The organism is Actinoplanes siamensis (assembly GCF_016862395.1).
Lineage (GTDB): Bacteria > Actinomycetota > Actinomycetes > Mycobacteriales > Micromonosporaceae > Actinoplanes > Actinoplanes siamensis.
Genome location: NZ_BOMW01000020.1, coordinates 45,441 through 70,026, shown reverse-complemented (window position 1 = coordinate 70,026; position 24,586 = coordinate 45,441). Strand labels below are relative to the sequence as shown.

Here is a 24,586-nt window from a genome sequence, read left to right as displayed (position 1 = left end):
TCCCCTAGGAGGACACGTGCACCGGCGTACTTTCTCCGTTCTTGCTCTTAGTTCCGTCGCCGCGCTCCTCGCCGCCTGCGGCGCCAGCGGTGACGGTGGCACCACCACCGCCGACGGGACCACCAATGTCAAGATCGGGGTGATCCCGATCGTCGACGTGGCTCCCATCTACCTCGGCATCAAGCAGGGCTTCTTCACCCAGGAGAAGATCAACGTGACCCTGGAGACGGCCCAGGGCGGTGCGGCCATCGTGCCCGGCGTGGTCAGCGGCCAGTACCAGTTCGGCTTCAGCAACACCACATCGCTGCTGCTCGCCAGCTCTCAGGGTCTGCCGCTGAAGGCGGTCACGTCGGGCGTCGCATCCACCGGCGACCCCAGCAAGGACTTCGGCGCCGTCGTGGTCAAGGCGGACAGCCCGATCAAGACCGCCAAAGACCTCGCCGGCAAGCGGGTCGCGGTGAATACCCTCAAGAACGTCAACACCACCACCGTCAACAACGTCGTCAAGAAGGACGGCGGCGACCCCTCCACGATCAGCTACGTCGAGCTGCCGTTCCCCGACATCGCCGCAGCCATCGCCAAGGGCGACGTGGACGCCGGCCAGCTGGTCGAACCGTTCCTCACCATCGCCACCGGCCAGGGCAACCGCCAAGTCGTGTCGAACTACGCGGGCACGAGCCCGACCCTGCCGGTCGGCATGTACTTCACCTCGAAGAACTACGCCGGGCAGAACCCCCAGGTGGTCACCGCGTTCACCACCGCGATGAACAAGTCGATGGAGTACGCGAACGCCCACCCCGACGAGGTGCGCGCGGTCCTCAACGAGTACACCAAGATCGACCCGGCCGTGCAGAAGACCCTGGTGCTGCCGAAGTGGCCGACCACCGTCGACCGGGCCGCCGTGCAGCAGCTCGCCGACCTGGCCGAGCAGGACGGCCTGATCACCAAGAAGCCCGACCTCGACGGCCTGCTGCCCTGATGAGCGTCCTTGCCATACCAGTCGACCGGTGGCGGCGGCCGGCGCTCGGTTTACTCGGGGTAGTCCTCGCCGCCGCCGTCGTGGAGGCCCTGCCCCGGCTGGGCCTCGTCGATGAACGATTCCTGCCGCCGTTCAGCCGAATGGTCACCGGTCTGACGGAGCAACTCGCCCTCGCCGAATTCTGGACCGCACTGGGCCAGACACTGGGCGGGTGGGCGCTGGGCCTGGCGATCGCGATGATTGCCGGAGTGCTCGCCGGCGTGGTGATCGGCAGCGTTCCGCTGCTACGTGCGATCACCTCCTCGACCATCGAGTTCCTCCGGCCCATCCCCTCGGTCGCGCTGATCCCCCTGGTTGTCCTGATCTACGGCAGCCGCCTGCCGTCAGCGCTGATCCTCATCGTCTACGCCGCGTTCTGGCAGGTCCTCGTCCAAGTGCTCTACGGGGTGGCCGACGTGGACCCGGTGGTCCGCGACACCGCACGCTCCTATCGCTTCTCTCGATGGGGTGTCATCCGCAGCGTCGTCTGGCCCACCACCCTGCCGTATGTCGTGACCGGATTCCGGCTCGCCGCCGCTGTCGCCCTGATCCTGGAGATCACCGCCGAGCTGATCATCGGCGTGCCCGGCCTGGGCCGGTCGATCGGCGTGGCACAGAGCTCGGGTGCGGTCACCGAGACTTACGCCTTGGTCCTGTTCGTCGGCATCATCGGCGTCGCCGTCAACGGCTTCGCCCGCGCGGTCGAGAAGCGGACGCTGCGCTGGCACACCTCGGTACGGAGGGACCTGGCATGAAACGCGTACTGCTCGCTCTGGGCCTGCCCGTCGTTCTCGTCGCCCTGTGGTGGGTGACTTCAGCAGGCAGCACCAGCTTCTTCTGGCCGCCGTTGTCGGCGATCGTGGAGGCTTTCCCGCAGACCTGGACCGCCGACCCGATTCTGCATGATGTGCTGCCGAGCCTCGCCCGGCTCACCCTTGGCTACGGGATAGCCCTGTTCGCCGGCGTGGCCCTGGGTACGGCGGTCGGTTCGTCACCGACCTTGCGGGCGTTGTTCGAACCGGTCCTGGAGTTCTTCCGGGCGCTGCCCCCGCCGGTGCTCATCCCGGTCATCGCGTTGTTCGCCGGGTACACCGGCTGGACCGCAAAGGTGATCACCATTGCGCTCGGCTGCCTCTGGCCGATTCTGCTCAACACCGTCGAAGGGGTGCGCTCGGTCGACGAGGTGCTGCGCGACACGGCGCGCTCGTATCGGCTCGGCGGGCTCGCGACCCTGCACCACGTGGTGCTACGGGCGTCCAGCCCGCGCATCGCCACGGGCGCCCGCCAGGCGCTGTCGATCGGCGTGATCCTCATGGTGATCAGCGAGCTGTTCGGCGCCAACCGGGGACTCGGTGCCTCGATCGTGCAGTTCCAGCGTGGATTCGCCATCCCGCAGATGTGGACCGGCATCATCCTGCTCGGCCTCATCGGCGTCGCCCTGTCCGGGCTGTTCCGCCTCATCGAACACCGCACCCTGGCGTGGTACCGCGGCCTGCGCCAGGCCGAACGTGGAGCCTGACATGACTGTGATCCTCGATGTCAACGGGCTCGCCAAGACGTACACCGGCCACGGCCGCAGCGTCGAGGCGGTCCGTGACCTGACCTTCCAGATCCGCAAGGGTGAGCTGGTCTGCATCGTCGGCCCGTCCGGGGCCGGCAAGACCACCCTGCTGCGCTGCATCTCTGGGCTGCTGGACACCTCCGGTGGCCGGATCAGCCTCGACGGCACCGCGGTCACCGGGCCGCCGGCCGGCATGGCGGTGGTGTTCCAGGAGTACGGGCGCAGCCTGTTCCCCTGGCTCACGGTCCGTCAGAACATCGAGTTGCCACTGAAGGAGAAGGGACTCGGCCGCTCTGAACGCGCTGCCAAGATCGACGCGGCGCTGGAGGCAGTCGGGCTGCGCGACAGCGCTGACGCCCACCCGTGGCAACTTTCCGGCGGCATGCAGCAGCGCGTCGCCATCGCCCGTGCCGTCGCGTATGAGCCGAGCGTGCTGCTGATGGACGAGCCGTTCGCTGCCGTCGACGCGCAGACCCGTGCCGACCTCGAGGATCTGGTACGCCGGTTGTGGCACCAACTCGGGGTGACGGTGCTTTTCGTGACGCACGACATCGACGAGTCGGTGTACCTGGGGCAGCGCGTTCTCGTACTGTCCAACCGGCCGACCGTGATACTCGAAGACGTCCCGGTCGACCTTCCCGACGAACGCGATCAGCTCGGGACCCGGTCGTCGGCCGCCTTCACCGAGATCCGTACGCACGTCTACGAGCTGGTCCAGAAGGCCAAGCAGGGCCACCGACCCGGCGGCCGCTGAGTTCAATACGATAAGTTGCGATCCCTCCGGCCACGGGCATGCACGGGGCCGGGGGACGGGAGAGACCATGACGAGGAGCGCCGACGGGATGAGCGACCTGCTGACCGAGCTACGCGCCGCCATCCTGCGCGGCGAGTATGCACCACGGCAGCGGCTGATCGAGGCTGATCTGACCGAGCGCTACGCGACCAGCCGGTTCCTGCTGCGCAACGCGCTCACCAGGCTCTCCAACGAGGGCTTGGTGGAGCTGCAACCGAACCGGGGTGCCCGGGTCCGTGAGGTCACCGTCGAAGAGGCCATTGAGATCACCGAGATCCGGCGAGCCGTCGAAGGAATCGTCGCCGGGCGAGCCGCCCAACGAGCCACCGACGCCGAGATCGAACATTTGCGCGAGATCGGCGCGCAGATGACACAGGCGGTAAAGGTCGCCGACATGATCCGCTACTCGGAACTCAACACCGAACTGCACGGCACGGTACGTGCGGTCGCCCGGCACGAGACCGCCACGAAGATCATCGAACAGCTGCACGCGCAGATGGTGCGCCACCAGTTCCGGCTGGCCCTCGTTCCCGGACGGCCTCACGTGTCCCTGCCTGAACACCTCGCCATCATCGACGCCATCTGTGCTCGCAACGCGGAGAAGGCGGAGGCCGCGATGCGTGCTCATCTCAGCAGTGTGCTCGACACGCTGGCGACTTTCCCGTCCAACACTGATTACGCCGAGCTGTCAGGCGGTCTGGTAGCCGTTCGTCCTCACCCTAGGACCGATTCGAGCGATTAGTACTGCTACGGCGGGTCGCCACTTCGTGTGGTTCTGGGTCGTTTGTCGGGTGTGGTGACGGCTGAGCAGGTAGAGGGTTGGGGCGATGACTTCTGGGAGTTCTTCCTGGGGTTCTCGCACTATTTCAGTCGGGCGGATGTTCGGTGGCAGGCGTGGAAGTATCTGCGTGGCCTGATGGCGACGATCGAGCGTCGTAGCGGCTGGAGCCTGGCCGAGCACGCCGGTGACGCGACTCTGGACGCTATGCAGGGTTTGCTGGTCAGCCGGTGTTTCAACCGTGACAAGGTGCGAGATCAGGTGCGGTCCGCGCTGGTGACTGCGATCGGGGATGCGGCCGGGGTGCTGATTGCCGACGAGACCGGCTTCATCAAGAAGGGCAGATCGTCCGCGGGCGTCCAGCGGCAGTACACCGGCACCACAGGCAAGATTGACAACTGTCAGCTCGGGGTGTTCCTGACCTACCACACCCGGCGCGGACGGGCGTTGATCGACCGGGAGTTGTATCTGCCGCAGTCCTGGACCGACGACCGGGACCGCTGCCGGCGCGCGCACATCGGCGACGACGTGGAGTTCGCCACCAAGCCCGAGCAAGCGAAGTCCATGCTGGAACGTGCTGTCGCGGCGAAAGTGCCGTTCGCGTGGTTCACCGGCGACGAGGCGTACGGGCAGAACCGGGCACTGCGCGAGTGGTGCGAAGAGCAGGATATTCACTATGTGCTGGCCACCCGCAAGGACCACGAGGTGCCCTCCGGGCTGCACACCAGCACCCGCGTCGACGAACTGATCGCCACAGTGCGGGCCGGGGCGTGGCGACGGATGTCGTGCGGTGACGGCGCGCACGGGCCGCGCGTCTACGACTGGGCAAGTGTCTCGATCCGCGCCGGGTTCGCGCATGGCCGGCGCGGCTGGGTGCTGGCCCGCCGCAGCATCAGCTCCGGCGAACTGGCGTACTACGTGTGCGTCGGCCCGCGCGGCACCCGGCTGCGCACCCTGGTGTCCACGGCCGGCGCGAGGTGGGCGGTCGAGGAATCGTTCCAGATCGCGAAGAACGAGGCCGGCCTGGACCAGTACCAGTTCCGCCGCTACGACGCCTGGTACGCCCACATCACCCTGTCCATGGCTGCCGCCGCGTTCCTGACCATCGTGCGTGCCGCCGAAGCCCAAAAGGGGGCGCCAGCGACAGCGCGAACGAGAGCAGCCTGATCTGGCCGACCGTCAACGAGATCAGGCGACTGTTCGCCACCCTGATCCTGGCCGTGCAGCACGCGACCAAACAGGTGTTGGCCTGGTCGGACTGCCTGCAACGCGCCCGAGCCGCCCACTACCGCAAACGACTCGAACGCCTCGGAAGCTACGACCCGCCGTAGCAGTACTAACGGGTCCGGCCGTCGTGCCCGGGTAGTAGGAGCGGAACTCTATGGCCGCCTTCCCGTCGAACCCCTGGACGCCGGGGGTGAAGGTGTACGACTTGCCGCCGGGCAGGATGCCCGGGCCGGTGGTGACGGTCAGCGTGACGGTGCGGGCGTCGTTGACCCAGGCGCCGGAGGCGTTGCGCATCGTCACCACGAGCTGGGTGTCGACGGCACCGTCGTCGGTGACCGCCGTCGACGAATACCGCCCGGCCTGCAGCGTCATTGCGGTGGCCGTTCCCGCCGTGGACTGCTCGTGGGCGACGGGCGTGGGGTCGGCGAGGTTGGTGGTGCCGGCCACTTCGACTTGTTGGCCCGGTACCAGTACCACTGGTTCTTCGGCAGCCGGTAGTAGTCGACCATGCCCGTCCGGGCGAAGCCCGGGTCCAAGATCGTGCCGTGGTCGAAGCCGGCCCAGATCGCCAGCCCGGCGCTTCCGGTGGTCAGTTTGAACCTGGACGGATCGTTCGGGTCCTTGACGTCGGCGTACGTCGGGTCGTAGAGGCCGGGCCGGTCGGAGACGTATGACCCGTACTCGGAGACGACGTTCGGCATCCAGGTGTTGGTGATCTTCCCGCCGTCGCCGTTGTAGCCGGCGATGTCACTGACCGACAGTTGGTCGAGCGAGCCGCGCTGGGTACCGCCCACGCCGGCCTTGCGGGTCGGGTGGAGCTGGTGGGAGTAGTCGCGCAGCTTACTTACGAGCGCCTTGGCCTTGTCCGTGGTGGCCGAGGAGGTGAAGAAGACCTCGTTGCCCATGGACCAAGCCCAGCTGGTCGGCTGTCTTCTGCGGGTATCCGTCGGCGGCTGCCGGCGTCCCCGTCATCCCAGCGTTGCCCATCAACAGGGCGATGATGGCGAAGGCGTTTCTCTTCATGGCGTCTCCACGGTCTGGCGGGGATGGTCACTATCGGGAGAGGTTCCGGGACCGGCGCTGCGCTGCTGACGGTCTACAGGCCGACGAGTTGCCATTCCTGGTTGGCGCCGTTGGTGGGAGGCCACTGGATGACACTTGCGCCATCGGCGGTCGAGCCGCCGGACACGTCGGCACACCATCCGTTGTGCACGTTGACGAGCCGGTAGTAGCCGCTGGTGCTGGCCGATACGAGCTTCCACCATTGGGTGTCGCTGTCGGTGTCGGTCGCCTGGTCCAACTCCGCGCCCTGGACGGAGCCGCTCGGGCTGTCGAGTACCTTGCCGCTGTTGACGCTGCGCAGGCGGCACGAACCGTCGGAGTTGGGTACGCGTATCCATTGCTGGTTGGTACCGCCGGTCCACGCCCACTGGATGACGCGTGCGCCGTCCGCCGTCGACGCGCCGTTGACGTCGAGCACCTTGCCGCTGCGGCGGTTGACCAGCCGGTACGTACCGGTGGGCGAGGTGCCGGGGAAGCTGACGGCGATCGTGACCGAGGATCCGGCCGGGAGCGTGACGACGCGGGCGTGCTCACCGAGCGAGGATGCCGCGACGGTCGCGGTGGTGCTGATCGAGGCGATACCGCGCCGGCAGATCAGGGTGATGTCCTGGGTGATCGCCGAGGTGACCGTGACGGTGGCGGTGCGGGCCACGGTGTCCCAGCTCAGGCTCTGGATCAGAACGCGGTTGCGGCCTCGGACTCCGGTGATGGTCCCCCGGGGGATCTGGTCGGGCAGCGCGGGCAGCAGTTCCAGGATTCCCGGCCGGGTGTGGAGGAGAGCCTCGGCCAGCACCGCCGGGATGGCGTTGGCGGCGTCGGCGTTGTAGATGTCCAGGTTCGGGTTGTGGGAGGTCATCAGCGACCGCCAAACCATGTTCCGGCCGAGGATCTTGAGCAGGTTGGCGTAGACCCCGGCGCCGTCCTTGAGGCGTGCCCGGGCCAGGGCGCGGTGCAGGCTGCCGTGAGCCGAGTAGTTCTCGTCACCGCGCACGTCCAGCGCGCGGCGGGCGACGCGGACGAGATCGGGCCGGTCCTCGGGGTTGATCTCATGCAGCGGCCAGGCCCCGTACAGGTGCTGGACGTGCCGGTGGTTGTAGTTGTCGGTCAGCCCGGGCCAGGACCACTCGGCGAGCGCGCCGTCGCCGTTGACCGTGTAGGAGGGGAACCTGGACAGCAGGGACGTCCAGCGTTGCACGCCCTGCCCGCTGCCCTGCTCCACGCCGAGCGTGTTGGCCGCGTCGATCGCGGCTTGCAGGGCGTGCCGGCCGGCCATGATGTCGCCGGTCGCGTTGATCGCGAGGAGCTGGCCGGTGCTGGCCGGCCGGTTCTCCATAGAGAAGGACGGGACGAAGACCACCTTCCCGGCCGAGTCGGTGCGGGCGAGGAAGTCCTCGTAGAACAGGGCGAGCTCGATCAGCGCCGGACCGAGCTGGTTTCGCAGGAAGGCCGTGTCGCCGGTGGTCTGGTAGAACTCCAGCAGCGGGTACAGCAACCAGTCGGCCCCGCCCGTCCAGCAGTGCCCGGGGAAACCGGTGTCGAAGTGCAGCATGTGGCCGTACTCGCCGTCGGTGCGGCTCGGCGCCAGGAAGCCGCGCGCGCCGTACAGTCTGTTGGCGTTGTCCCGCCAATGGGCGAGCTGCCCGAGGATCAGGGTGCGGTAGCCCTGCATGGCGTCACCGAGATCGAGGATGTTGCCGCCGGCGACCTGCAGGTTGATGTTGGCGTCGGTGGTGAAGTCGTCGGCCCAGGAGCCGTTCCAGGTGCCGGTCCAGATCCCGGTCAGCCGCGGCGGCAGAATCCCGCTGGAGCTGACGAACAGGTACCGGCCGGAGTCGTACAGGCGCTCCAGCAGCGCGACGTCAATGGCGGAGGTGTTGGCGTTCTGGCGCGCGATCAGCTGGCTGGTGGACAGCTGCCGGTCGGCGACCGGAACGTTCAGGTCGATCCGGGAGCGGTCGTACATCGCCTGATGCAGCGGGGTGTGGCGGCTCAGCAGGGTGGCGTAATCAGCCGGGAGGGCGGCCAGCGCGGCCTGCAACGGCTGCCCGTCCCAGCCGCCGGCCCTGTCGTACCGGTCGAGCTTGGTCAACAACAGCAGTCGGGCGGCCCGGGCCACGACCAGCGACGAGCCGCTCGCGGTGACCGCCGCCTGACCGCCGTCGGCGACGGCCCGCGTGACGCCCTCAAACCCGTAGGCGCCCCCGGACGGGTAGGTGCCGCGCACGTCGAGGTATCCGGTGTTGCCGGCAGCGGTGGCCGAGACCGCGTACCGGACGCTGTTCGGCGCACCCTCCAGCGCCGTGTTCACGCGCAGCGTGACCTCCAGCGTCTGCCCGGCGGGCGGCAGCAGTTCATGTACGACGACCCGGTCGGCGCGCGAGACGAAGACACGGCGCTGCCAGGTCCCGGACCCGTCGGTCCAAGTGTGGCTGACCTCGCCGGTACGGAAATCGGTGATCCGGGCGTAGTTGTTGGCCGTCGTCATCGCCGGAGCGCTGATCTGCAGCTCAGGGCCCGGGTGGAAGGTCTGCGTCCAGCGCAGCGACCACCCGTTGACGAAGGTGGCCGTGGCGGCCCCGTAGTTGCCGGACAGCGCCTGGTCGCGGGCCCGCGACAGCTGCCCGGAGGTCACCGGGGGCAGAGTGTCGCGGGAGCCATTCGGCAACACGAACCGGTGATGATTGAAGATCACCTTCTCGAGCGTCGGCGTACCGTAGAGCACCGCACCGTACTCACCGTTGCCCGTCAGGAAACCATCGGTCCACGCGGTCGCCGCCGCCGTGTCGTAGATACCCCGCTCGGGAAGCGCGACTTGCGCCGGGACGGCCGCGCGGGCACGTGCGGGCAGCAACCCGTCACGCAATGCCGCAGCCCCCGCCGACAGCGCCGCGGTCGCGAGCAGCCGCCTCCGGTCGAGGGGACGCTCCGGTACGCCACTCATGCGCCGAACCCGCTGTCCGTCACAAAATCCGACACGAGCGTGCCTCCACTCCACCTCGTCGACGATCGGCAGACTCAGTCACGAGCAACATCGAGTCCCGCCAGGGTGAACGTCGTTTCGTTTCCCGGCCCGACGTCCAGGAGCGGACCCCGCATCTCCGGCGCGGGGCGCATCGCGCCTGGTGTCGAATCGATTCGGCGACAGCCTACGAAAGGACATCGGTGACTGTCAATGTATCGGGGGAGGCGACAGGCGGGGATCACCCGGGGGTCGACCGGCCGCTTTCCATCCGGGTGTCGATCAGTGCGGAACCATCTGGCCATCCAGGAAGAGCACAGTGGCCGACACCGGCACTGCGGTCGCGATCCCTCACCGGCAACAACTCCCGCCGCAACGGGGTAGATCACATCACGGGCCTGCTCCAGTCGCCCCTCAGCCTCGACGACCCGTCGCTGCGCACTGCCGCTCCCTCCACCTGCTCTGACAGTCGGCGACATGGGGCTTTACCTGACTGGCTGGGCTGTAGTACGAACCGGTTCGACGCCTATTCGCTAACTGGAAGGCGTCATGTACGGCAGCTAGCAGCGCTCATTGACATCGGTTTGCGTGTATCTTTACCGTCAAAGCGAATCGATTCGACAAGTGAGACCTGGTTGACCATCGAGGAGATCGCCGGCGAGTCGGCGTCATGCAGCACGGTCGCCTGCGCGCTCGGCAGTCGGCGGCCGGTCCGTGCGGAGGCCAACCAGCGCATCCCGGCGATGAGCGACCAGATCAGCTGCCCGTCCGGGACCGCGGTGGGGCACTCCCGGAAGGCACGGTCAGATACCGCAGGGCGTTGGCGCCGGCGTCGTAGTCGTCGGAGCCGTTCTCACTCGCCCAGAGTGCCTTGCCGGAGTTTGATGGCGTTGGTCGAACTCGGGCCGTTGCTCAGGGCGCTGCGGTACCCGCAGACGTAGTGGCTGCCGTACACCGAGATGGCGGCACCGAACGCGGGATCGCGTTGCGCCTCGTCCGCCGGGCCCCAGCCGAAGTCGTCCGAGGCGACGATCTTGACGCTGGAGTGGCCGTGCGAGTTCAGCGCCGACCGCAGGTTCTTGTACCAGTTGAAGGTCGCGGCCCCACCGTTGCTGTTCAGCGCGTTGCGCAGGCTGATCGTCCAGTTGGCGTCGTACTTCTTCTCGTTCTGGCCGGCGGTCAGATAGCCGATGGTGAGGTTGTGCTGCCGGGCGCAGCCCAGCCAGGACAGCAGGTAATTGATCGTGTCGGTGGACAGGATGTTGCCGTTGCCGATCCAGCCGGGCGCACCCACGGCAGCCCCACGGGTTTGATGGCCGGGTGGGCGGGGCCTTGGCCTGCTCCATGATCCACCACTCGTAACCGCGGTTGCAGTTGAGGTCGCCACGGGTGTGCGCGTGGCTGGGCTCGGCGCCGCTGGTGGAGTTGGTGTCGCCGCCGATCTCCACCTTCAGGATCTGCAACGCGGCCCCGTAGTTGGGCTTGAACAGGTAGTCCAGGATCTGACCGCGCTGCGGTTCCGGATAGTCGAACAGCAGCCGGCTGTTGCCGCCGCCGCCACTGACCGCGCCGACACCGTCGAAGGTGCGGCCGCTCGACGATCCGTCGATGGTGATCGCCGTGGCGGCCGCCGCCGGGGTGCTCAGCACCGGCACGCCGACGGCGGCGAGCAGCTGCCCGGCCAGGGCCGCGCCGAGGGTACGGCGTGGCCGTCCAAGCGGCAGGCCGAATCGACGCGGTGCTGGTGAACGTCCACATCACGGCGACGGCGGCAACCGGGCGACCACGGGCGCCTACGCGAGGCAAGACGCCGTCCCGGCGACCTTCCAGTAAGCCGACGGCGCATCGCTACGGTTGCTGATTCACCTGGCGGTCCGGCTTCCACCGAGGACCACCCTCGTTGGCGCGCTACGACCGCGCCGGTCGTCTCCGCATTCAGACCGACGCCGACGGACCGATTTGCTCGGCAACATCGCCGATGGAACCGCGGTGCGCGCCGTCGTCGTCGAAGGGGGAGACTTGCCAGGTTGACGGGGAGTGACCCATGAATACTGGACGTAACGTCGGCGTGGTCCTGATCGCCGCCTTGGTGGTGAGCGGCTGCGCGAGGCAGGATCGCACGGAGGGGCCGGCGGTGATCGCGTCGGAGACCGGGCCGGTGTCAGCCGCGCCATCGCCCTCGGCGACGCCGTACATGATCGACGGGACGCCTGCCACGGACCCCGCCCTGGACGCTGCGACGCGTTCGATGAACGCGGCGGCGACGCGTTTGCCGAGGGTGTTCGTCGATGGCGACCTCACAGTGTCCGCGGCGTAGGTTTTGAACAAACGCGTGTCTGGCGGTCACGGTCTGGGCGGTACGGTTGGTCCGTGATCCGGGCATCGGCCGGAGCCGGTGTTCGAGCCAGCCATGTCAAGCCCCGGGGTTGAGGAGAGGCAGGCTACATCCGGTTATCACGCAAATTTCTATCATTGGATCAGTCGGTAGTTTGGGATCTTCGGTTGCCGATTTTCGCGGGGCTGCCGGATGTCTTGAACGACCGCCTGCTCCGGGATAGCCGTGCGCGAGATGCCAATGCCATGTAGGCAGCGGTCGCACCAAAAATGTGCATACCCGACCATACGGTCGAGGTCGCCGGTGAAAACCAGCCGAAGGCACTGGTGTCCGCAATTCGGACATGGCAGGAGCAGCGGTCCGGGCACCGTGTCGTAGGCGGCGCTGTAAGCGTCCAGCCATTGGTCGTACGCCGCCATCATCGTTTCCTCGGCTCGGGACGGATCGGTTGATTGTTCCACCACTGCTCCTCGTACGCGTATGCCCTGTCCTCGAAGGCGTCGAACTCCTCCTCGTTCTTCGGGAACGGCTTGCCGGCCGCCAACTCGTCGTGGTGGAACCGTTCGTGAGCCAGGGTCTTGGCCAGATCCTCCTCGCTGCGGAAGCCGGTCGGGAACAGCACGATGGAACCGTCCGGCAGAGTCCGGCCGCAGATGCCCCTGGTGGTCCTGCTGCCAAGCGAGATCTTCAAGTCAGCGATGTCGATACCATACTTCGCGGCGATGTCGCGCACCGATTCCAGGTTGAATAGCTGGACGGGCCCAGCGCCTCGCTTCTTGACGCGGTTGAGGGCTTCTGCGCCTTCCTCGCCGCTGTGGATCCGGTTGAGAATCCTCTTGATCTCGCCAATGAGATCTCCGATCCGGCGGATGGCCGGCAGGAGATTGCGCAGGCTGTGCAGGAGGCTCCGTAGCCAGCGGGCAATCTTCGCCGCCCAGGAACCAATCAGGGTGGTGACCTGTTCGACGACGAGCGGCGTCGCGATACCCAGCGAAGCGACTTCTTCGGCGGCGTAGACCACGAGCCGTGAGGCCAGGGTTGCAATTGCGTCCCGTACCAATACTCGGACCGCCGCAATCAGAAACCCGGCGCCTTCCGTGATGACCGCCATCGTCTCCGATGCCTTGGCGAGTGCACCGATGGCCTGCTGCTGCTGTCCGGCCCGACCGCGGTATGCCGTGCTCGAGTCGCCTGCCCATTCGGATAAGTCGAGTCTGGCTGCGCTGCCGAGTTCTTCGGCCTGCTGGTGCAGCTCGTTAGCGACATTGCGCCAGGTGTGGGCGTTCGCGGTGATGCTCGCCGGGTCTCCGGCGAGCCAATCTAGAGCCGAGCTGAGCGGCCTGACGTGCTCGATGATCCAAGACGCGCCGTACTGAAGGAGAACCCCGAGGGGGTCGCTGATCAGGGCGAGACCGTCGAGGCTGGCTCCCACGACGCCGAGCGTGCCGTCGACCCAGCTGTCGTTTTCGATCCCGCGGCGGATCATCTCGATGTCCTCGACGATCCACACCCCAGCCCAGGGATCCTTGGGCGTTTCGGTACGCGGTGCGATGAGCGGGTTACTCACCAGCCTTCTCCGCTGTGGCGGATCTCGTTCGCGTTGGCGTCGTCGGTAGCCTCGTAGCGATCAGCGGTTTCGATGATCAAGTCGGCGTTTCCCTGGACCGACCGCGAGGCCACTCCAATCGCTTCTATCAGTGGTCTCCGCAGCTGACTCAACACCCGTTCATCGCTTGAGGTGGGGCGAGGTTCTACTTTCGCGGAGGTTCCGCTTGCCCTCGGCCTTCGTCCGAAGATCACGATGACCGGTGACTGACAGAACGTGATCGGTCACGCCGGCGTCCGATTGCTCGCCGGTCTCGACCAGGCTTGGCTCCAACCCGCGCTGATCGACCTGTTCACCTGGACCCGAACTCTGGTGCTGGATGGCGACCACCAGCTCCCGGTCGCCAGGATCTCGAGCTGGGCGTCCGCCGCGATGCGGTGCGGCGTGTTGCGAACGGTTTCAGCTAACGTCGGAGGACGGTGAGTTGTCACGGGGAGGGTGATGAGCGATCAGGGGGACCTCACCGAGGTCGCGCATGACACGTCGGTCCACCGCAAACTGTTCACCTATCTGACCGCTGACGCCGCTGACGACTACATCGCGATCATGCGGTTGTTCACCGGCACGCTGCTCACCGATCTTTCGGCGGCCGAGGTGGCCGCGCAGCTGCGCGACCGTGGCATCGTGCTCGAACCCGATGTGGCCGAGGAACGCTGCCGGCAGCTTGTGGTCTGGGGCAATCTGGTGAGGGCGGTGCGGGAGACCCGGGTGCCGACCGTCGCGGCCTACCACCGGTCCCGGTCCCGTTTCCAGGTGTCGAAGCTCGGTGGCCGGTTGCACCGGGAGGCCGAGGAGATCCTGCGTGCGGTCGACGGCGTGCAGGAGGTGGCCCGTGAGCTGCTGGCCAGGATCGTCGACAGCCTCGGCCAGATCCTCCAGCAAGCGGCCGACATGCATCGGGCTCCCGATCCCGAAGCTCTGGCCGGCGCCGTCACCAGTGTCTTCACCGATCATCGGGTCTTCACTGAATCGGTCACGGACTTCTACGCCTACCTCGCGGGTGTGCTGACCCGCTACGACCTTGCCAGCGAGGAGTACGCGCAGTTCAAGGACCTGCTGCTCGATTACGTCGACCTCATCGGCGCCGACGTCAACCGCAACGCACCGGAGATCCGGCGGCGCTTGATCCTCCTGCTGGAGCTGCTCGACCCGGTGCTGGAGAACCTGCCCACAGCGCCTGCCCTGGAGAACGACCTGGTGGCCGTCGAGCGGCTGCCCGGCCGCACCCGGATCGAGTGGGAGCAGCTCGCGGTCTGGTATGGCGCCGGCGACGTTCCGTCCGGGCCTGATCAGTTGCGGGCGGCCGCTCGCCAGGCTCTCGGCCAGCTCATCATCAACGCGCGGCGGATCTTGACGGCCTCCGGGACCGGGCTGTCACGGCGCGCAGACCTGCTCAAGCTGGCCTCCTGGTTCCACACCACCGACAGTGACACCGCGCACCGGCTCTACGACGCGGCGTTCGGCTGCTACCCCGTACGCCATCTGCTGATCGGCCCGGAGGAGGCAGATCCGTCGGCCGGACCGGGAACCTCCTGGTGGGACAGCTCGCCGGTCGACGTCCCGGTCTCGCTGCGCGAGCGGGGAGACCGCACCCCGCGTGGCCGCAACTCCCGGGTGCCGGATCCGGGCGCCGACGCCGAACACCTGCTGGAACGGGCACGCCGCCGCAACGAAGCCCGTCGTGCGGCCGCGGCCGAACTCGCCGCGGCAGGCACGCTGCGCCGGAGCCGACTGAGCCGGGCAGCCCGTGAGCTGCTGCTGGACAAGCTCTCACCGCTGATCGCGGCGGTCTCGCTCACCCGCACGGTCGCCGAGGACCGGGACCACGACCTGGACCTGCTGCTGCGGGCCACGCCCGCGAAAGGGGAGACGGTGGTCATCAGCGGTGACGACGGCACCCTCACCGTGCATGATGTCGTGCTCACGGCCATGCCGCTGCAGGCCACCTACCGGCAGTCCGGCGAGCGGCTGCCCGCATGACCCCGCCCGCCACTGGGACCGCGTCGCAGAACTCCGGAGAGCGGCGGGAAGCGGCCCGGGCACTTCTGATGCATCCACTCCTCACCACCGACCACGCCGAAGAGCTCGCCCTCGTCCGCCTGCACGCGGCGGCGCTGCGCTCGATGTTCAAGACGGTCCTCGACTACCATCTCGTCGTTGAGCCGACCTTCGCACGGCTGATCAAGGGACCGGTGAGCAACGACGGCCCGGCCCGGCCCGCGCGTCGCCCGGATGGTCTCGCCTTCACACCGACGACCTACACCCTTCTCTGCTTGCTGAGCGCGGCCCTGCTCGTACCCGGCACGGGCGATCAGATTCTCATCTCCGCGCTGATCGAGCAGGTTCGCTCCGATGGAGCCACCGTCGGGGTGCGGATCGGTGACACGCTGCCGGAGCGGCGAGCGCTTGTGACCGCGATCGGGCAGCTGGTCAGCTGGGGCGTCCTGACCGAGACGGACGGCACGGCCGGCGGCTGGGGCGAACGCCGGGACGAAGCGTTGCTGACCATCCATCGGCCGGTCCTGCCGCATCTGCTTGCCCGGCCGCTGTCCGGGCTCGGCCACGCCGACGAGCTGCTGACGCCGGACCCCCAACTCGACGACCAGCCCCGGCGGTCGCTGCGCCGCAAACTTGTCGAGAATCCCCTTGTCCGCAGGGAAGACCTGAGCGACGGCGAGCGTGATGTCCTGTCGCGCGAACGCAGTGAACTGACCAGGGTTCTCGCGGAGAATTTCGGTCTCGCGCTGGAGGTCCGGGCCGAGGGCGCACTCGCGTACGACCCGGCCGGGGACCTCACGGATATCGGGTTCCCGGGCAACGGCCGGGTCAAGCAGGCGGCTCTGTTGCTGCTGGGCGAACTGATCGAACGAAGAGCGCCGGCGTCGACCGGGGGTCTTGTCGTCACCTGGGACGAGGTCGACGCCGTCCTGGCCAATCTCACCGCACGACACGCCAGGGCCTGGGGCGACGCGCTCGCCGAGGAACCCGGCGGTCTGCGGGGTGACGTCGTCCTCGTGCTGTGCGAGATCGGCGTGGCCCGCACCACCGTGACGGGGCTGCTTCTCCACCCCGCGGCCGCCCGCTACCGGCCGCAGCCCCGGACCGCCCCGCCGACCCGCGCGGCTCGTCGTCTCGCCGGCCAGCTCGAACTGGAGATCTAGTGACCGACCTGTTCGATCAGACACCTTTGCGGCAGCACCCGCACCGGTGGCGGCTGTCCCGAGCCGGCTTCGTCAACGTCTGGCACTACTACGAGAACACCTTCGACATCTCCGGCGGTCGGCTGATCCTGCGCGGCACCAACGGATCGGGCAAGTCGCGGGCCCTCGAGATGCTGCTTCCGTTCCTGCTCGACGCGGACCGGCGCAACATGGGCACCGGCTCGTCGGTCCGGATGGAGGATCTGATGAGCGCCGGGGCCGGCGACCAGGGCAACCGCCTCGGATACATGTGGTTGGAGTTGTGCCGGGAGCCGGACGCCGGCCTCGGTGAGGATCCGGCGACCCGTTACCTGACTCTGGGTGCGTTGGTTCGCTTCGCGATCAGCACGAAGGAAGCGAAGGTCTGGTACTTCACCACCCCCTTGCGGGTCGGCACGCAGCTGCCACTTCTCGGCGCCGATCGCCAGTCGCTCTCGCGGCGTGACCTTGCCGACCTCATCACGGAGGAACGGATCACCGATGTGGCCGAGAGCCACCGTGAACGGGTTCGCGTCGAGGTCTTCGGCCTCACCGGGCGGCTGGGCAAAGAGCGTTTCGAGGGACTGACCAAACTTCTGCACACGCTGCGCTCACCCGATGTCGGCAACCGCATCGAGGAAGGCCGGCTGCCGGGCATCCTGGCCGACGCGCTTCCACCGCTGTCCGAGGACGCGCTGACCGACGCGGGACAGCAGCTCGACGGCCTCACCAGCACCCGGGAGGATCAGCTTCGACTGGAGGCCGCCCGCGATCACGTACGCAGCTTCCTCGACGCCTACCGCAAGTACGTCACCGGCGTGCTCGCGACCTCACTCGACGGCCTACGTGCCAAGGCGGTCACCGCCTTGAGCGCCGCCGAGAACGCGGAGGGACTCGAAACCGCGGCTGCGGGAAAAGAGGAGCAACTGTCCTCGGTGCAGAGCGAGATCGAGATGCTGGACACCCAGCAGGAGACCCTGGGCGTACGGCTAGACGGGTTGAGGGATTCTGACGCCTACCGGAGCGGTCAGGAACTGCGCCAGCTCACCACGGTGGTCGAGGCGCGGGCCGGAGAAGCGGACAGCGCACTGCGGTCGGCCGCGGACCATCGTCGTACCGAAGAAGAAGCGGTTGCCGACGCGGACCGGCAGGCCGGAGACGTAGAAGGAGCCGCTGCTGCCCTGTCCGTAACTCTTGGGCAGATCAGGGAACGGCTTGCCGAGGCCGGGCTCACCGATCCGGGACTCCTCGCCGACATCCGAGCCGATCGCAGACCGGCCTCCGGCCCCTCCCGAGTGGTCCGTACGGCGCGCGTCGGGGAGCCCGAGGTGCTGACTCAACTGTTGCCCGACGCCGTTGCGGTGATGCCTGCCGACCCGGCCACCGTCACCGACGCGGTGGACCGGGCCGGCCGCGCGGCGCAGACCCGGGCCGGCCAGGCGGGTAACCGTGCCGCCGATGCCCGTGAGCTGACCAAGGCGCGCCGGAAGGTGGACAAGGCATTGGACGACGCGACCGGCGCCGAGCAGCGAGCCGACGAAGCCGTGGAAGCGAGCCAGCAGGCCGCCGAGAGGCGCGAGGACGCCGCCCTCGACCTCGTCGACCGCTGGCGTGCCTGGATTTCCGCTCCGACCACGGCGGACCTGCTGGGGACGGTCGGCTGGGCAGCTCATCCGATCCTCGGCAGCCTGCTCACCGATCGGATGGCGCTCAGCGGCGACGGAGCCGAGATCGACCTGCGAGAGCTGGACCGCGCGGCGGATGACGCCGTCTCGGCGGCCACGTCGGCCGTCGTGACAGAACTGAGCTGGCTCGACGCCGAGGACACGGCGGCCCGTCCGCGGATCGAGGAGCTCGAACAAGAACAGGCCGAACTGCGCTCCGCTCGCGACCCCGAGCCGGACCGGCCGGCGTGGGCGACCGCGACCGGCGGCGTACCGCTGTGGCGGTGTGTGGACTTCGTGGAGACGGTCGAGGCGGGACGCCGCGCCGCTGTCGAGGCAGCCCTCATCGCCTCTGGCCTGCTCACCGCGACGATCGACGACGCGGGCCGACTCACGGCTGAGACCGGACATCTTCTCCTGACGCCGTACGACGGAAGTGTCCGAACGTCGCTGGCGACCGTCCTCACCGTCGACCCGGCCAGTCCGCTGCCCACCGAGACGGTCGCCGGCATCCTGAACCGGATCGGCTTCGACGACACCGAGGCCGCCACCTGGGTCGGCGCCGATGGCAGCTGGGGCAACGGAGCGCTGCGCGGGCGGCACGAGGTCACGGCCGCCCGGCACATCGGTGCCGCGGCCCGAGCGGCGGCCCGGGCCGCTCGTCTGGCCGCCATCGAGGCCGAACTCCGCACCCTGGCCGAAGAAGCCGCCATCAGACAACAGAAGCGCGATGGTCTGGAGACACGGAGGGAAAGGATTCGCTCCTGGGGCCGCGCGGTTCCCTCGTCGATCGACCTCGCGCAGGCGAGATCCGTCGCAGCGGAGAAACTACGGGAGGAAGGCAGGCTGAGAGCCGAGGCGAGACGGCTACGGACAGCAGCGGACGATCTTGCCCGCGCCTGGGCCGTCCAGGATCGTGGCCACCGGCTGGCCTGCTCCGACTTCGGCCTGCCCACCGACGAGGATTCGCTGCGAGTCGTACAAGCGACCGCGACGAGCGCGAGCCAGAGATGTGCCGAAGCTATGGAGAAAGCAGGCAGGCTCACCACGGTGCTACGCCGCCATCAAGAGATGGCAGAGCGGATCGTGGAGGTGGCCCGTCGCCGGAAGAAGGCGGAGAGCAAGGCCGCCGAAGCCTGCCAGTCCTGGCAGAACATCCTGACGAGACTCCGGACTCTCCGCGACTCGGTCGGCACCGCCGCCGCTGAGGTCCAGCGCCAGGTGACCGATACGGAAACCCTTCTCGCCAAGGTCTCGGCAAAGCTCCGGGACGCGCGAAAGGCGACCGAGGCGCTGAGCTACGAGGCTGGCACCGCCAGATCGGAGGCGCGGACGGCACGGGACAGGGCGACCGCGCTCCACGCGGAGCTGAGCGACCTGGTGACCGCTGTCAGGCAGCAGTTCGGCCAGCCGGGAGTCGTCGCGACGGCCTTCGCCGCCGCGCCCGGCGAGATACTGACCGATCGCGCTCCGGGATCGGTGAAGACGCAGGCCGGCGATCTGCTCACCGCGCTGCGACGGGCGCGCACGGACGAGAACGCGCTCCTGCGCGCCCAGCAGGTTTTCGAACGGGAGATCTCTGGCAGCTACGACGTCACCGCTACCGTTGCCGCGGGCATCAAGCTCTTCGAGCTGGTGGACGCGGAAGGCCGGCGGCCACTGGCTCAAGCGGCGCTCGAGATCGACCGGCAGTGCGAGCTGGGCCGCGCCGCTCTCACCGAACGGGAGCACGAGGTGTTCCAGCGATTCGTTCTCGGTGAGGTCGGCGAGGAACTGCGGCGCCGGCTCGGCCAGGCGGAAAACCTGATCAAAGCGATGAACGCGAGCCTGCGCTCGATCAGGACCAGTCACGGCATCGGGGTAAGGCTGAGCTGGAAGCTCGCCGAGCAGGCCGGTGCGGATATAACCCGGATCAGAACGCTGGTCGGCACGGCCGCGGCCGTCCGCGACACCGCGCAGGACAACGAGCTGACGGATCTGCTGACCGCCAGGGTCGCGGCCGAGGCGGGCAAGGACCCGAGCGCCGGGTACGCCGTACACCTGCGAGCCGCCCTCGACTACCGTGCGTGGCACACCGTCGAGGTGATCATCACCGGTCCGGAACCGGGCCAGGAACGGCGGATCAGCAGGCGCGCCAAGCTCTCGCAGGGAGAGACCCGATTCGTCTCGTACGTGACCCTGTTCGCCGCCGTCGACGCATATCTGACGGGGTTGGACAACACCGCGACGGCGTTGCGCCTCATCCTGCTCGACGACGCGTTCGCCAAGGTCGATGACCAGACGGTGGCGGAGCTTCTCGGGCTCCTCGTACGCCTCGACGTCGATTTCGCCATGACGGGTCATGCCCTCTGGGGTTGCGTTCCTCAAGTACCCGCGCTTGACATCTACGAGATTTGCAGGGAAGAAGGCACGCCTGCGGCGACCGCACATGTGCGCTGGGACGGTCGCACCCGGCACTTCCTGCATTCCGCATGACCGGCATCGACGGCACGCTGCCGCCGGCACTGCGCGCGTACCTTTCCGTTCCGGGCCTCGCGCCGGTCTGGTCCGCCGCGCGGGGCCGGCTCGAACGTAACGGACTCCAGCCGATCGGCGGCATTACCGCTGACCTCGACCATTCCGCCGCCGAGCAACTGTCCGGCCTGCTCGGCGAGACGGTAACCCCCGGCGCCGGCCGCAGAATCAGACTGGCCGATCTCGACAAGGCACTGCGCCGCTCCAGCGGAGGGCGCGGTCTCGTCTCCGTACTCGAAACCCTTGATGGGCGTACGGTCGTGGACCGGCGTGCCGCCCGAGACCGTGACCATGCCGATTGGGCTGAGGTCTGGCAGCGGCTGGACCACGCTCTGCACGAGGCCGGACTGGCCGGAGCGCCGTGGGTTCCCGGGTGGATCACCGCCCTGAAACGTGGCGGCATGCTGACCCGCGCCGGTTCCGTTGCCGCCGGACAGGCACTGGACAGAGCTGTTGCCGGGCTCGCCCTTCTGCTCGGGACGGCGGCCGGAACCGAGCACACCTGGGAGCTCGCCGCCTTGGCCAGCCGAGTCACCGGGACCGCGCACGGCTTCGACGAAACGACGCTCGCCTCCTCTTTGCTCCTACGCGCCGCGGCGCAGGCCCTCGATCGTCCCATTCCCGAGTCCGCCGCCGACCGAAGAGAGTTGTGGGGAGCGCTTGGCGTCGCCACGGACATGCTCTCCGGAACCGTGCTGTGCTGGCAGGTCCGCCCGCCGGGACGGGACAGCTGGTCAGCCATGATGCGTGACCGCGCCGATCTCGGCCTGATGACTCACCTCACCCTCCACGAGTTGGCCGTGGCGGGTTCCGCCTCGTGGCTCCCGACCGGGCAGGTCGTGTCGGTCTGCGAAAACCCGCAGGTCATGCAGGCTGCGGTGCGAGCGTCAACAGCAGCACCCCTGCTGTGTCTCTCCGGCAATCCGGCGAGTGCCGGCACCCAGTTGCTGCGGCGCCTGATCGCGGCAGGCAATCCCGTCCGCTACCACGGAGACTTCGACTGGCCGGGAGTAGCCATCGCCGGTCGTGTCCTGGAACAGGGCGCCATACCGTGGCGGATGTCGGCCGACGACTACACCAGCGCCGTTGCCGAGCTTGACGCGGCCCACGCCGTCGCCTTGGCCGGCCGCCCTGTGCCGACACCGTGGGATCCAGGCTTGGCGACCGCCATGTCAGCGCACGGCCTGGCGATCCACGAAGAGTTTGTACTTTTCGACCTTCTTGGCGACCTCGAAGTTCAATGACGAGTGGGAGGGTGTCGAGCTCGCCGTGGACGGCTGTGCTGGTGCGCCTGAAGAGGTAAAAGGCGCAAACGCCACCAATCGGAACCAACCGCTCAGGCGCTTCCCCGGGCTCGGTCTACGAATACTATGCCCTCGCATCGACAGTCGGAAATATTTACGTAACAATGTTTACAGAAGCGCGTCTCATGTCGCCCTCGTAGTAGATCGACCACTCCGTACGAGAGGACGTTCTCCGTGACAATGAATGCAGGTTTCGCAGACCGAGCGCTGTCACGCAACCGCCGGCGCCTCCTGGTCCTCCTCACCGCGGCCGCCATCGCACTCGTCGGCAGCGCGGTCGTCCAGCAGCAGCCCGCACACGCCGCGTGGAACCTCGTGTGGGCCGACGAGTTCAACGGGTCCGGCGCGCCCAGCAGCGCCAACTGGAACTACAACGTCGGCAACGGCCTCAACCCCGGCCTCAATGCTTTCGACGGCTGGGGCAACGGCGAGTGGGAGTGGTACCGCCCGGAGAATTGCACGCAGTCCGGCGGCAACCTCCTGATGCGCGCCAACTGGCTCACGACGCCCATCACGGTCAACGGCCGTAACTTCTACCAGACGTCGTGCCGCATGACGACGGATACGAAGAAGTCGTTCCAGTACGGCCGCATCGAGGCGCGCATGGCGCTCCCGACCGCCGCCGGCTCGTGGCCGGCTTTCTGGATGCTCGGTGACTCGTGCGACGAGACGTCCACGGGCGCCTACAACGCGGGGCAGACCTACTACGACCGCCTGCCCACCAACTGGGCCAGTTGCGGCGAGGTCGACATCATGGAACACGCGAACGCGAACGCTACCGTGACGAACAACATCTTCTGGGATCTGCGGACCGGGGTGTTCCCGTGGACAGCGGGTCAGAACGCCAACTATGTCGCGAACCCCGGCGTCAACAACGCCGCGGCCTTCCACGTCTATGCCATCGAGTGGACGGCCGCGCAGATCCGGTGGTACGTCGACGGTGTGCAGACGCACGTGATCGACACGACACCGGCGACCCTGGAGGAGTTCCGCAAGCCGTTCCACCTCATCTTCAACCTGGCGCTGGGCGGCACGTACCCTGGACAGAACCCCGTGCAGAGCCAGTTCCCGCTCACCGCATCGATCGACTACGTGCGCTACTACCAGGACGGCGGGGGCACGACGCCGCCTTCCACGGGCGGACCCGCGACGCAGATCAACGGGCCGGGCGGCAAGTGCGTTGACGTGGCCGGAAACGACACGGGCGGCAACGGCGCGGCCGTGCAGCTGTGGACCTGCCAGGGGCCTTCTCTTTCGAAGGACCAGCAGTGGAGCTGGGACGGCCAGACCCTGCGGACGTTGGGCCGGTGCCTCGACGTCGTCAACGCGGGTACGGCCAACGGCACGAAGGTGCAGCTCTGGGACTGCAACGGCAGCGGCGCACAGAACTGGGTCCAGGAAGGTAACCGGTTGCGCAACCCGAACTCCAACATGTGCCTGGACTCCCCGTCAGGCTCGACAGCGGACGGCGCGCGACTGCAGATCTGGGACTGCAACGGATCGGCCGCACAGTACTTCGTGAAGGCCGCGTGACGGCCGGTCGAGGGGGCACGCTGACGGTCAAGACGCGGGAGCGGACAAACCGCCCTTTTTGCGCAAATGCTGTCTTGTTCCTCTTGCCCAGACGTGCAGAAGTAAAGGCGGGAGTGGTAAAGACCCGCAACCGTCGTGGAGGAGTGGTTCAACGCCGAGAACCTGACCATCGAGGCAATCCGCGTCCTCTATGTCGCCGCCACTCGCGCTCGACGGCTGTTCGTCACTGCCGTACCCGCTGAGTTCGAATCCAGGACTGCCGACTATCCCAAAGGCCTGGGAGTGCCGGTGGCTGAACGAAGTAGATCCATGCAGCGTGGCGCGCTGCCGGGCAGTTCGGCATGCGTAAGTACTCCTCGAAAGCGCGGGGAGGATCCGTCTAGCAGCACCGACTCGACAAAGGCGCAGGTCAGGTGCGCTCCGAAAGGGCGTCGGACTTGGATCCCTTTACTCGGGCGAGTATACTTTTCAGCGACCTGGTAAAACGTTTGTTGGTACGTCGCTGGGCCCTCTAAATGCTGGAGTCAAGGGGTCGCAGGTTCAAATCCTGTCAGCCCGACCATTAAAAAGCCCTGACCGGAAACAATGCTGGTCAGGGCTTTTGCTTTTGCCTGTTCTGTTTTGAACCGTCCCCCGAAAACCCCTGCTTTACCGGAACTGGCGGGCGGGTTCGTCACTGGTGAGTAGTGGGCAGCGTTGGCGATCATTCGGTCGTTTGGCTGCGGTTGCGCGGGGCCGGCACCGGGCGCTGCCCGACGCGCCCGCCACCGCTGCGCTGTTTGCGCGGCTTCTCACCGACGGCGCTGCCCGTCACCGCTGGTCTCGGCTGAGCCAGCTCCACCACTTGGCCGGCCGTCCGGCGCCAGCTGCCGCGACCGCCCCAGACGCCCTGTTCTGATCGCCCGCTACGAAAGAGGATCTAGCGTGACCCGGCCACACGCCGCCGCACCGCCCGCGGCGTCACCAACTCGTCCGGTGAACGTGTTTATCCTGCTCATCGATGCCGACAGGGTGCTGCTCGGCCTTCGCGCCGGAACCGGATACGCCGATGGC

At 67.7% G+C, this 24,586-nt stretch carries 19 protein-coding genes and 1 pseudogene; 11 read left to right on the top strand and 9 right to left on the bottom strand.

Going from position 1 to position 24,586, the window contains the following annotated elements; genetic code table 11:
- The first annotated feature begins 16 nt into the window (after nucleotides 1–16).
- The 6 genes from Asi03nite_RS10620 to Asi03nite_RS10595 all read left to right on the top strand — a co-directional run bounded on the left by Asi03nite_RS10620 (nucleotide 17) and on the right by Asi03nite_RS10595 (nucleotide 5,317).
- Nucleotides 17–979, top strand: coding sequence for an ABC transporter substrate-binding protein (locus tag Asi03nite_RS10620; protein WP_203678511.1), 963 nt, complete (start codon nucleotides 17–19; stop codon nucleotides 977–979).
- The gene (locus Asi03nite_RS10615) at nucleotides 979–1,773 is read left to right on the top strand and encodes an ABC transporter permease (protein ID WP_203678509.1); all 795 of its coding nucleotides are present in this window, start codon (nucleotides 979–981) and stop codon (nucleotides 1,771–1,773) included. The genes Asi03nite_RS10620 and Asi03nite_RS10615 overlap by 1 nt, the downstream gene beginning before the upstream one ends.
- The gene (locus tag Asi03nite_RS10610) at nucleotides 1,770–2,537 is read left to right on the top strand and encodes an ABC transporter permease (protein ID WP_203678507.1); all 768 of its coding nucleotides are present in this window, start codon (nucleotides 1,770–1,772) and stop codon (nucleotides 2,535–2,537) included. Before Asi03nite_RS10615 ends, Asi03nite_RS10610 begins: the two co-directional genes overlap by 4 nt.
- A gap of 1 nt (nucleotide 2,538) precedes the next feature.
- A complete protein-coding gene (locus Asi03nite_RS10605) occupies nucleotides 2,539–3,333 on the top strand; it encodes an ABC transporter ATP-binding protein (protein WP_203678506.1) in 795 nt (264 codons plus the stop codon).
- Between the two features lie 88 nt (nucleotides 3,334–3,421).
- Nucleotides 3,422–4,114: a GntR family transcriptional regulator gene (locus tag Asi03nite_RS10600; RefSeq protein ID WP_203678504.1), complete on the top strand. Its 693-nt coding sequence runs from the start codon at nucleotides 3,422–3,424 to the stop codon at nucleotides 4,112–4,114.
- Between the two features lie 105 nt (nucleotides 4,115–4,219).
- A complete protein-coding gene (locus tag Asi03nite_RS10595) occupies nucleotides 4,220–5,317 on the top strand; it encodes an IS701 family transposase (protein WP_203678720.1) in 1,098 nt (365 codons plus the stop codon).
- A 21-nt stretch (nucleotides 5,318–5,338) separates the two neighbouring features.
- Here the strand turns inward: Asi03nite_RS10595 and Asi03nite_RS10590 are convergent, their stop codons facing one another.
- The 8 genes and pseudogenes from Asi03nite_RS10590 to Asi03nite_RS10560 form a co-directional block, all read right to left on the bottom strand.
- The gene (locus Asi03nite_RS10590; RefSeq protein WP_203678502.1) at nucleotides 5,339–5,749 is read right to left on the bottom strand and encodes a hypothetical protein; all 411 of its coding nucleotides are present in this window, start codon (nucleotides 5,747–5,749) and stop codon (nucleotides 5,339–5,341) included.
- Nucleotides 5,746–6,282, bottom strand: a complete 537-nt coding sequence (locus tag Asi03nite_RS10585; RefSeq protein ID WP_203678500.1) for a hypothetical protein — start codon at nucleotides 6,280–6,282, stop codon at nucleotides 5,746–5,748. The genes Asi03nite_RS10590 and Asi03nite_RS10585 overlap by 4 nt, the downstream gene beginning before the upstream one ends.
- Nucleotides 6,283–6,473: 191 nt before the next feature.
- Nucleotides 6,474–9,380, bottom strand: a complete 2,907-nt coding sequence (locus Asi03nite_RS10580) for a glycosyl hydrolase family 95 catalytic domain-containing protein (RefSeq protein WP_203678498.1) — start codon at nucleotides 9,378–9,380, stop codon at nucleotides 6,474–6,476.
- Nucleotides 9,381–10,251: 871 nt separating this feature from the next.
- A complete protein-coding gene (locus tag Asi03nite_RS38475) occupies nucleotides 10,252–10,692 on the bottom strand; it encodes a glycoside hydrolase family 30 protein (RefSeq protein ID WP_275409358.1) in 441 nt (146 codons plus the stop codon).
- Nucleotides 10,693–10,786: 94 nt separating this feature from the next.
- A pseudogene (locus Asi03nite_RS38470) lies at nucleotides 10,787–11,047 on the bottom strand (galactosylceramidase); the annotation flags it as partial.
- Nucleotides 11,048–11,333: 286 nt separating this feature from the next.
- Nucleotides 11,334–11,615, bottom strand: a complete 282-nt coding sequence (locus tag Asi03nite_RS10570) for a hypothetical protein (protein WP_203678496.1) — start codon at nucleotides 11,613–11,615, stop codon at nucleotides 11,334–11,336.
- Nucleotides 11,616–11,867: 252 nt separating this feature from the next.
- Nucleotides 11,868–12,194 carry a hypothetical protein gene (locus tag Asi03nite_RS10565; RefSeq protein ID WP_239102587.1) on the bottom strand — a complete coding sequence of 109 codons (327 nt, stop codon included), beginning with the start codon at nucleotides 12,192–12,194 and terminating at the stop codon, nucleotides 11,868–11,870.
- The gene (locus tag Asi03nite_RS10560; RefSeq protein WP_203678494.1) at nucleotides 12,152–13,300 is read right to left on the bottom strand and encodes a WXG100 family type VII secretion target; all 1,149 of its coding nucleotides are present in this window, start codon (nucleotides 13,298–13,300) and stop codon (nucleotides 12,152–12,154) included. Before Asi03nite_RS10560 ends, Asi03nite_RS10565 begins: the two co-directional genes overlap by 43 nt.
- 480 nt (nucleotides 13,301–13,780) lie before the next feature.
- Here Asi03nite_RS10560 and Asi03nite_RS10555 point away from each other — a divergent pair, with 480 nt between their 5' ends.
- The 5 genes from Asi03nite_RS10555 to Asi03nite_RS37740 all read left to right on the top strand — a co-directional run bounded on the left by Asi03nite_RS10555 (nucleotide 13,781) and on the right by Asi03nite_RS37740 (nucleotide 23,533).
- Nucleotides 13,781–15,319 (top strand): DUF2397 domain-containing protein, encoded by a 1,539-nt coding sequence (locus Asi03nite_RS10555; protein ID WP_203678492.1) that lies wholly within the window; start codon nucleotides 13,781–13,783, stop codon nucleotides 15,317–15,319.
- On the top strand, nucleotides 15,316–16,500 hold the full coding sequence (locus Asi03nite_RS10550) for a TIGR02678 family protein (protein ID WP_203678490.1): 1,185 nt from the start codon (nucleotides 15,316–15,318) through the stop codon (nucleotides 16,498–16,500). Before Asi03nite_RS10555 ends, Asi03nite_RS10550 begins: the two co-directional genes overlap by 4 nt.
- Complete coding sequence (locus tag Asi03nite_RS10545; protein ID WP_203678488.1) at nucleotides 16,500–20,657, top strand: TIGR02680 family protein; 4,158 nt, start codon at nucleotides 16,500–16,502, stop codon at nucleotides 20,655–20,657. The genes Asi03nite_RS10550 and Asi03nite_RS10545 overlap by 1 nt, the downstream gene beginning before the upstream one ends.
- On the top strand, nucleotides 20,654–21,940 hold the full coding sequence (locus Asi03nite_RS10540) for a TIGR02679 family protein (protein ID WP_203678486.1): 1,287 nt from the start codon (nucleotides 20,654–20,656) through the stop codon (nucleotides 21,938–21,940). Before Asi03nite_RS10545 ends, Asi03nite_RS10540 begins: the two co-directional genes overlap by 4 nt.
- A 240-nt stretch (nucleotides 21,941–22,180) precedes the next feature.
- Nucleotides 22,181–23,533 (top strand): ricin-type beta-trefoil lectin domain protein, encoded by a 1,353-nt coding sequence (locus Asi03nite_RS37740; RefSeq protein WP_239102606.1) that lies wholly within the window; start codon nucleotides 22,181–22,183, stop codon nucleotides 23,531–23,533.
- A 524-nt stretch (nucleotides 23,534–24,057) separates the two neighbouring features.
- On the opposite strand, the gene Asi03nite_RS10530 is transcribed toward Asi03nite_RS37740, so the two are convergent.
- Nucleotides 24,058–24,240 (bottom strand): hypothetical protein, encoded by a 183-nt coding sequence (locus Asi03nite_RS10530; RefSeq protein ID WP_203678484.1) that lies wholly within the window; start codon nucleotides 24,238–24,240, stop codon nucleotides 24,058–24,060.
- Nucleotides 24,241–24,586: the final 346 nt, after the last annotated feature.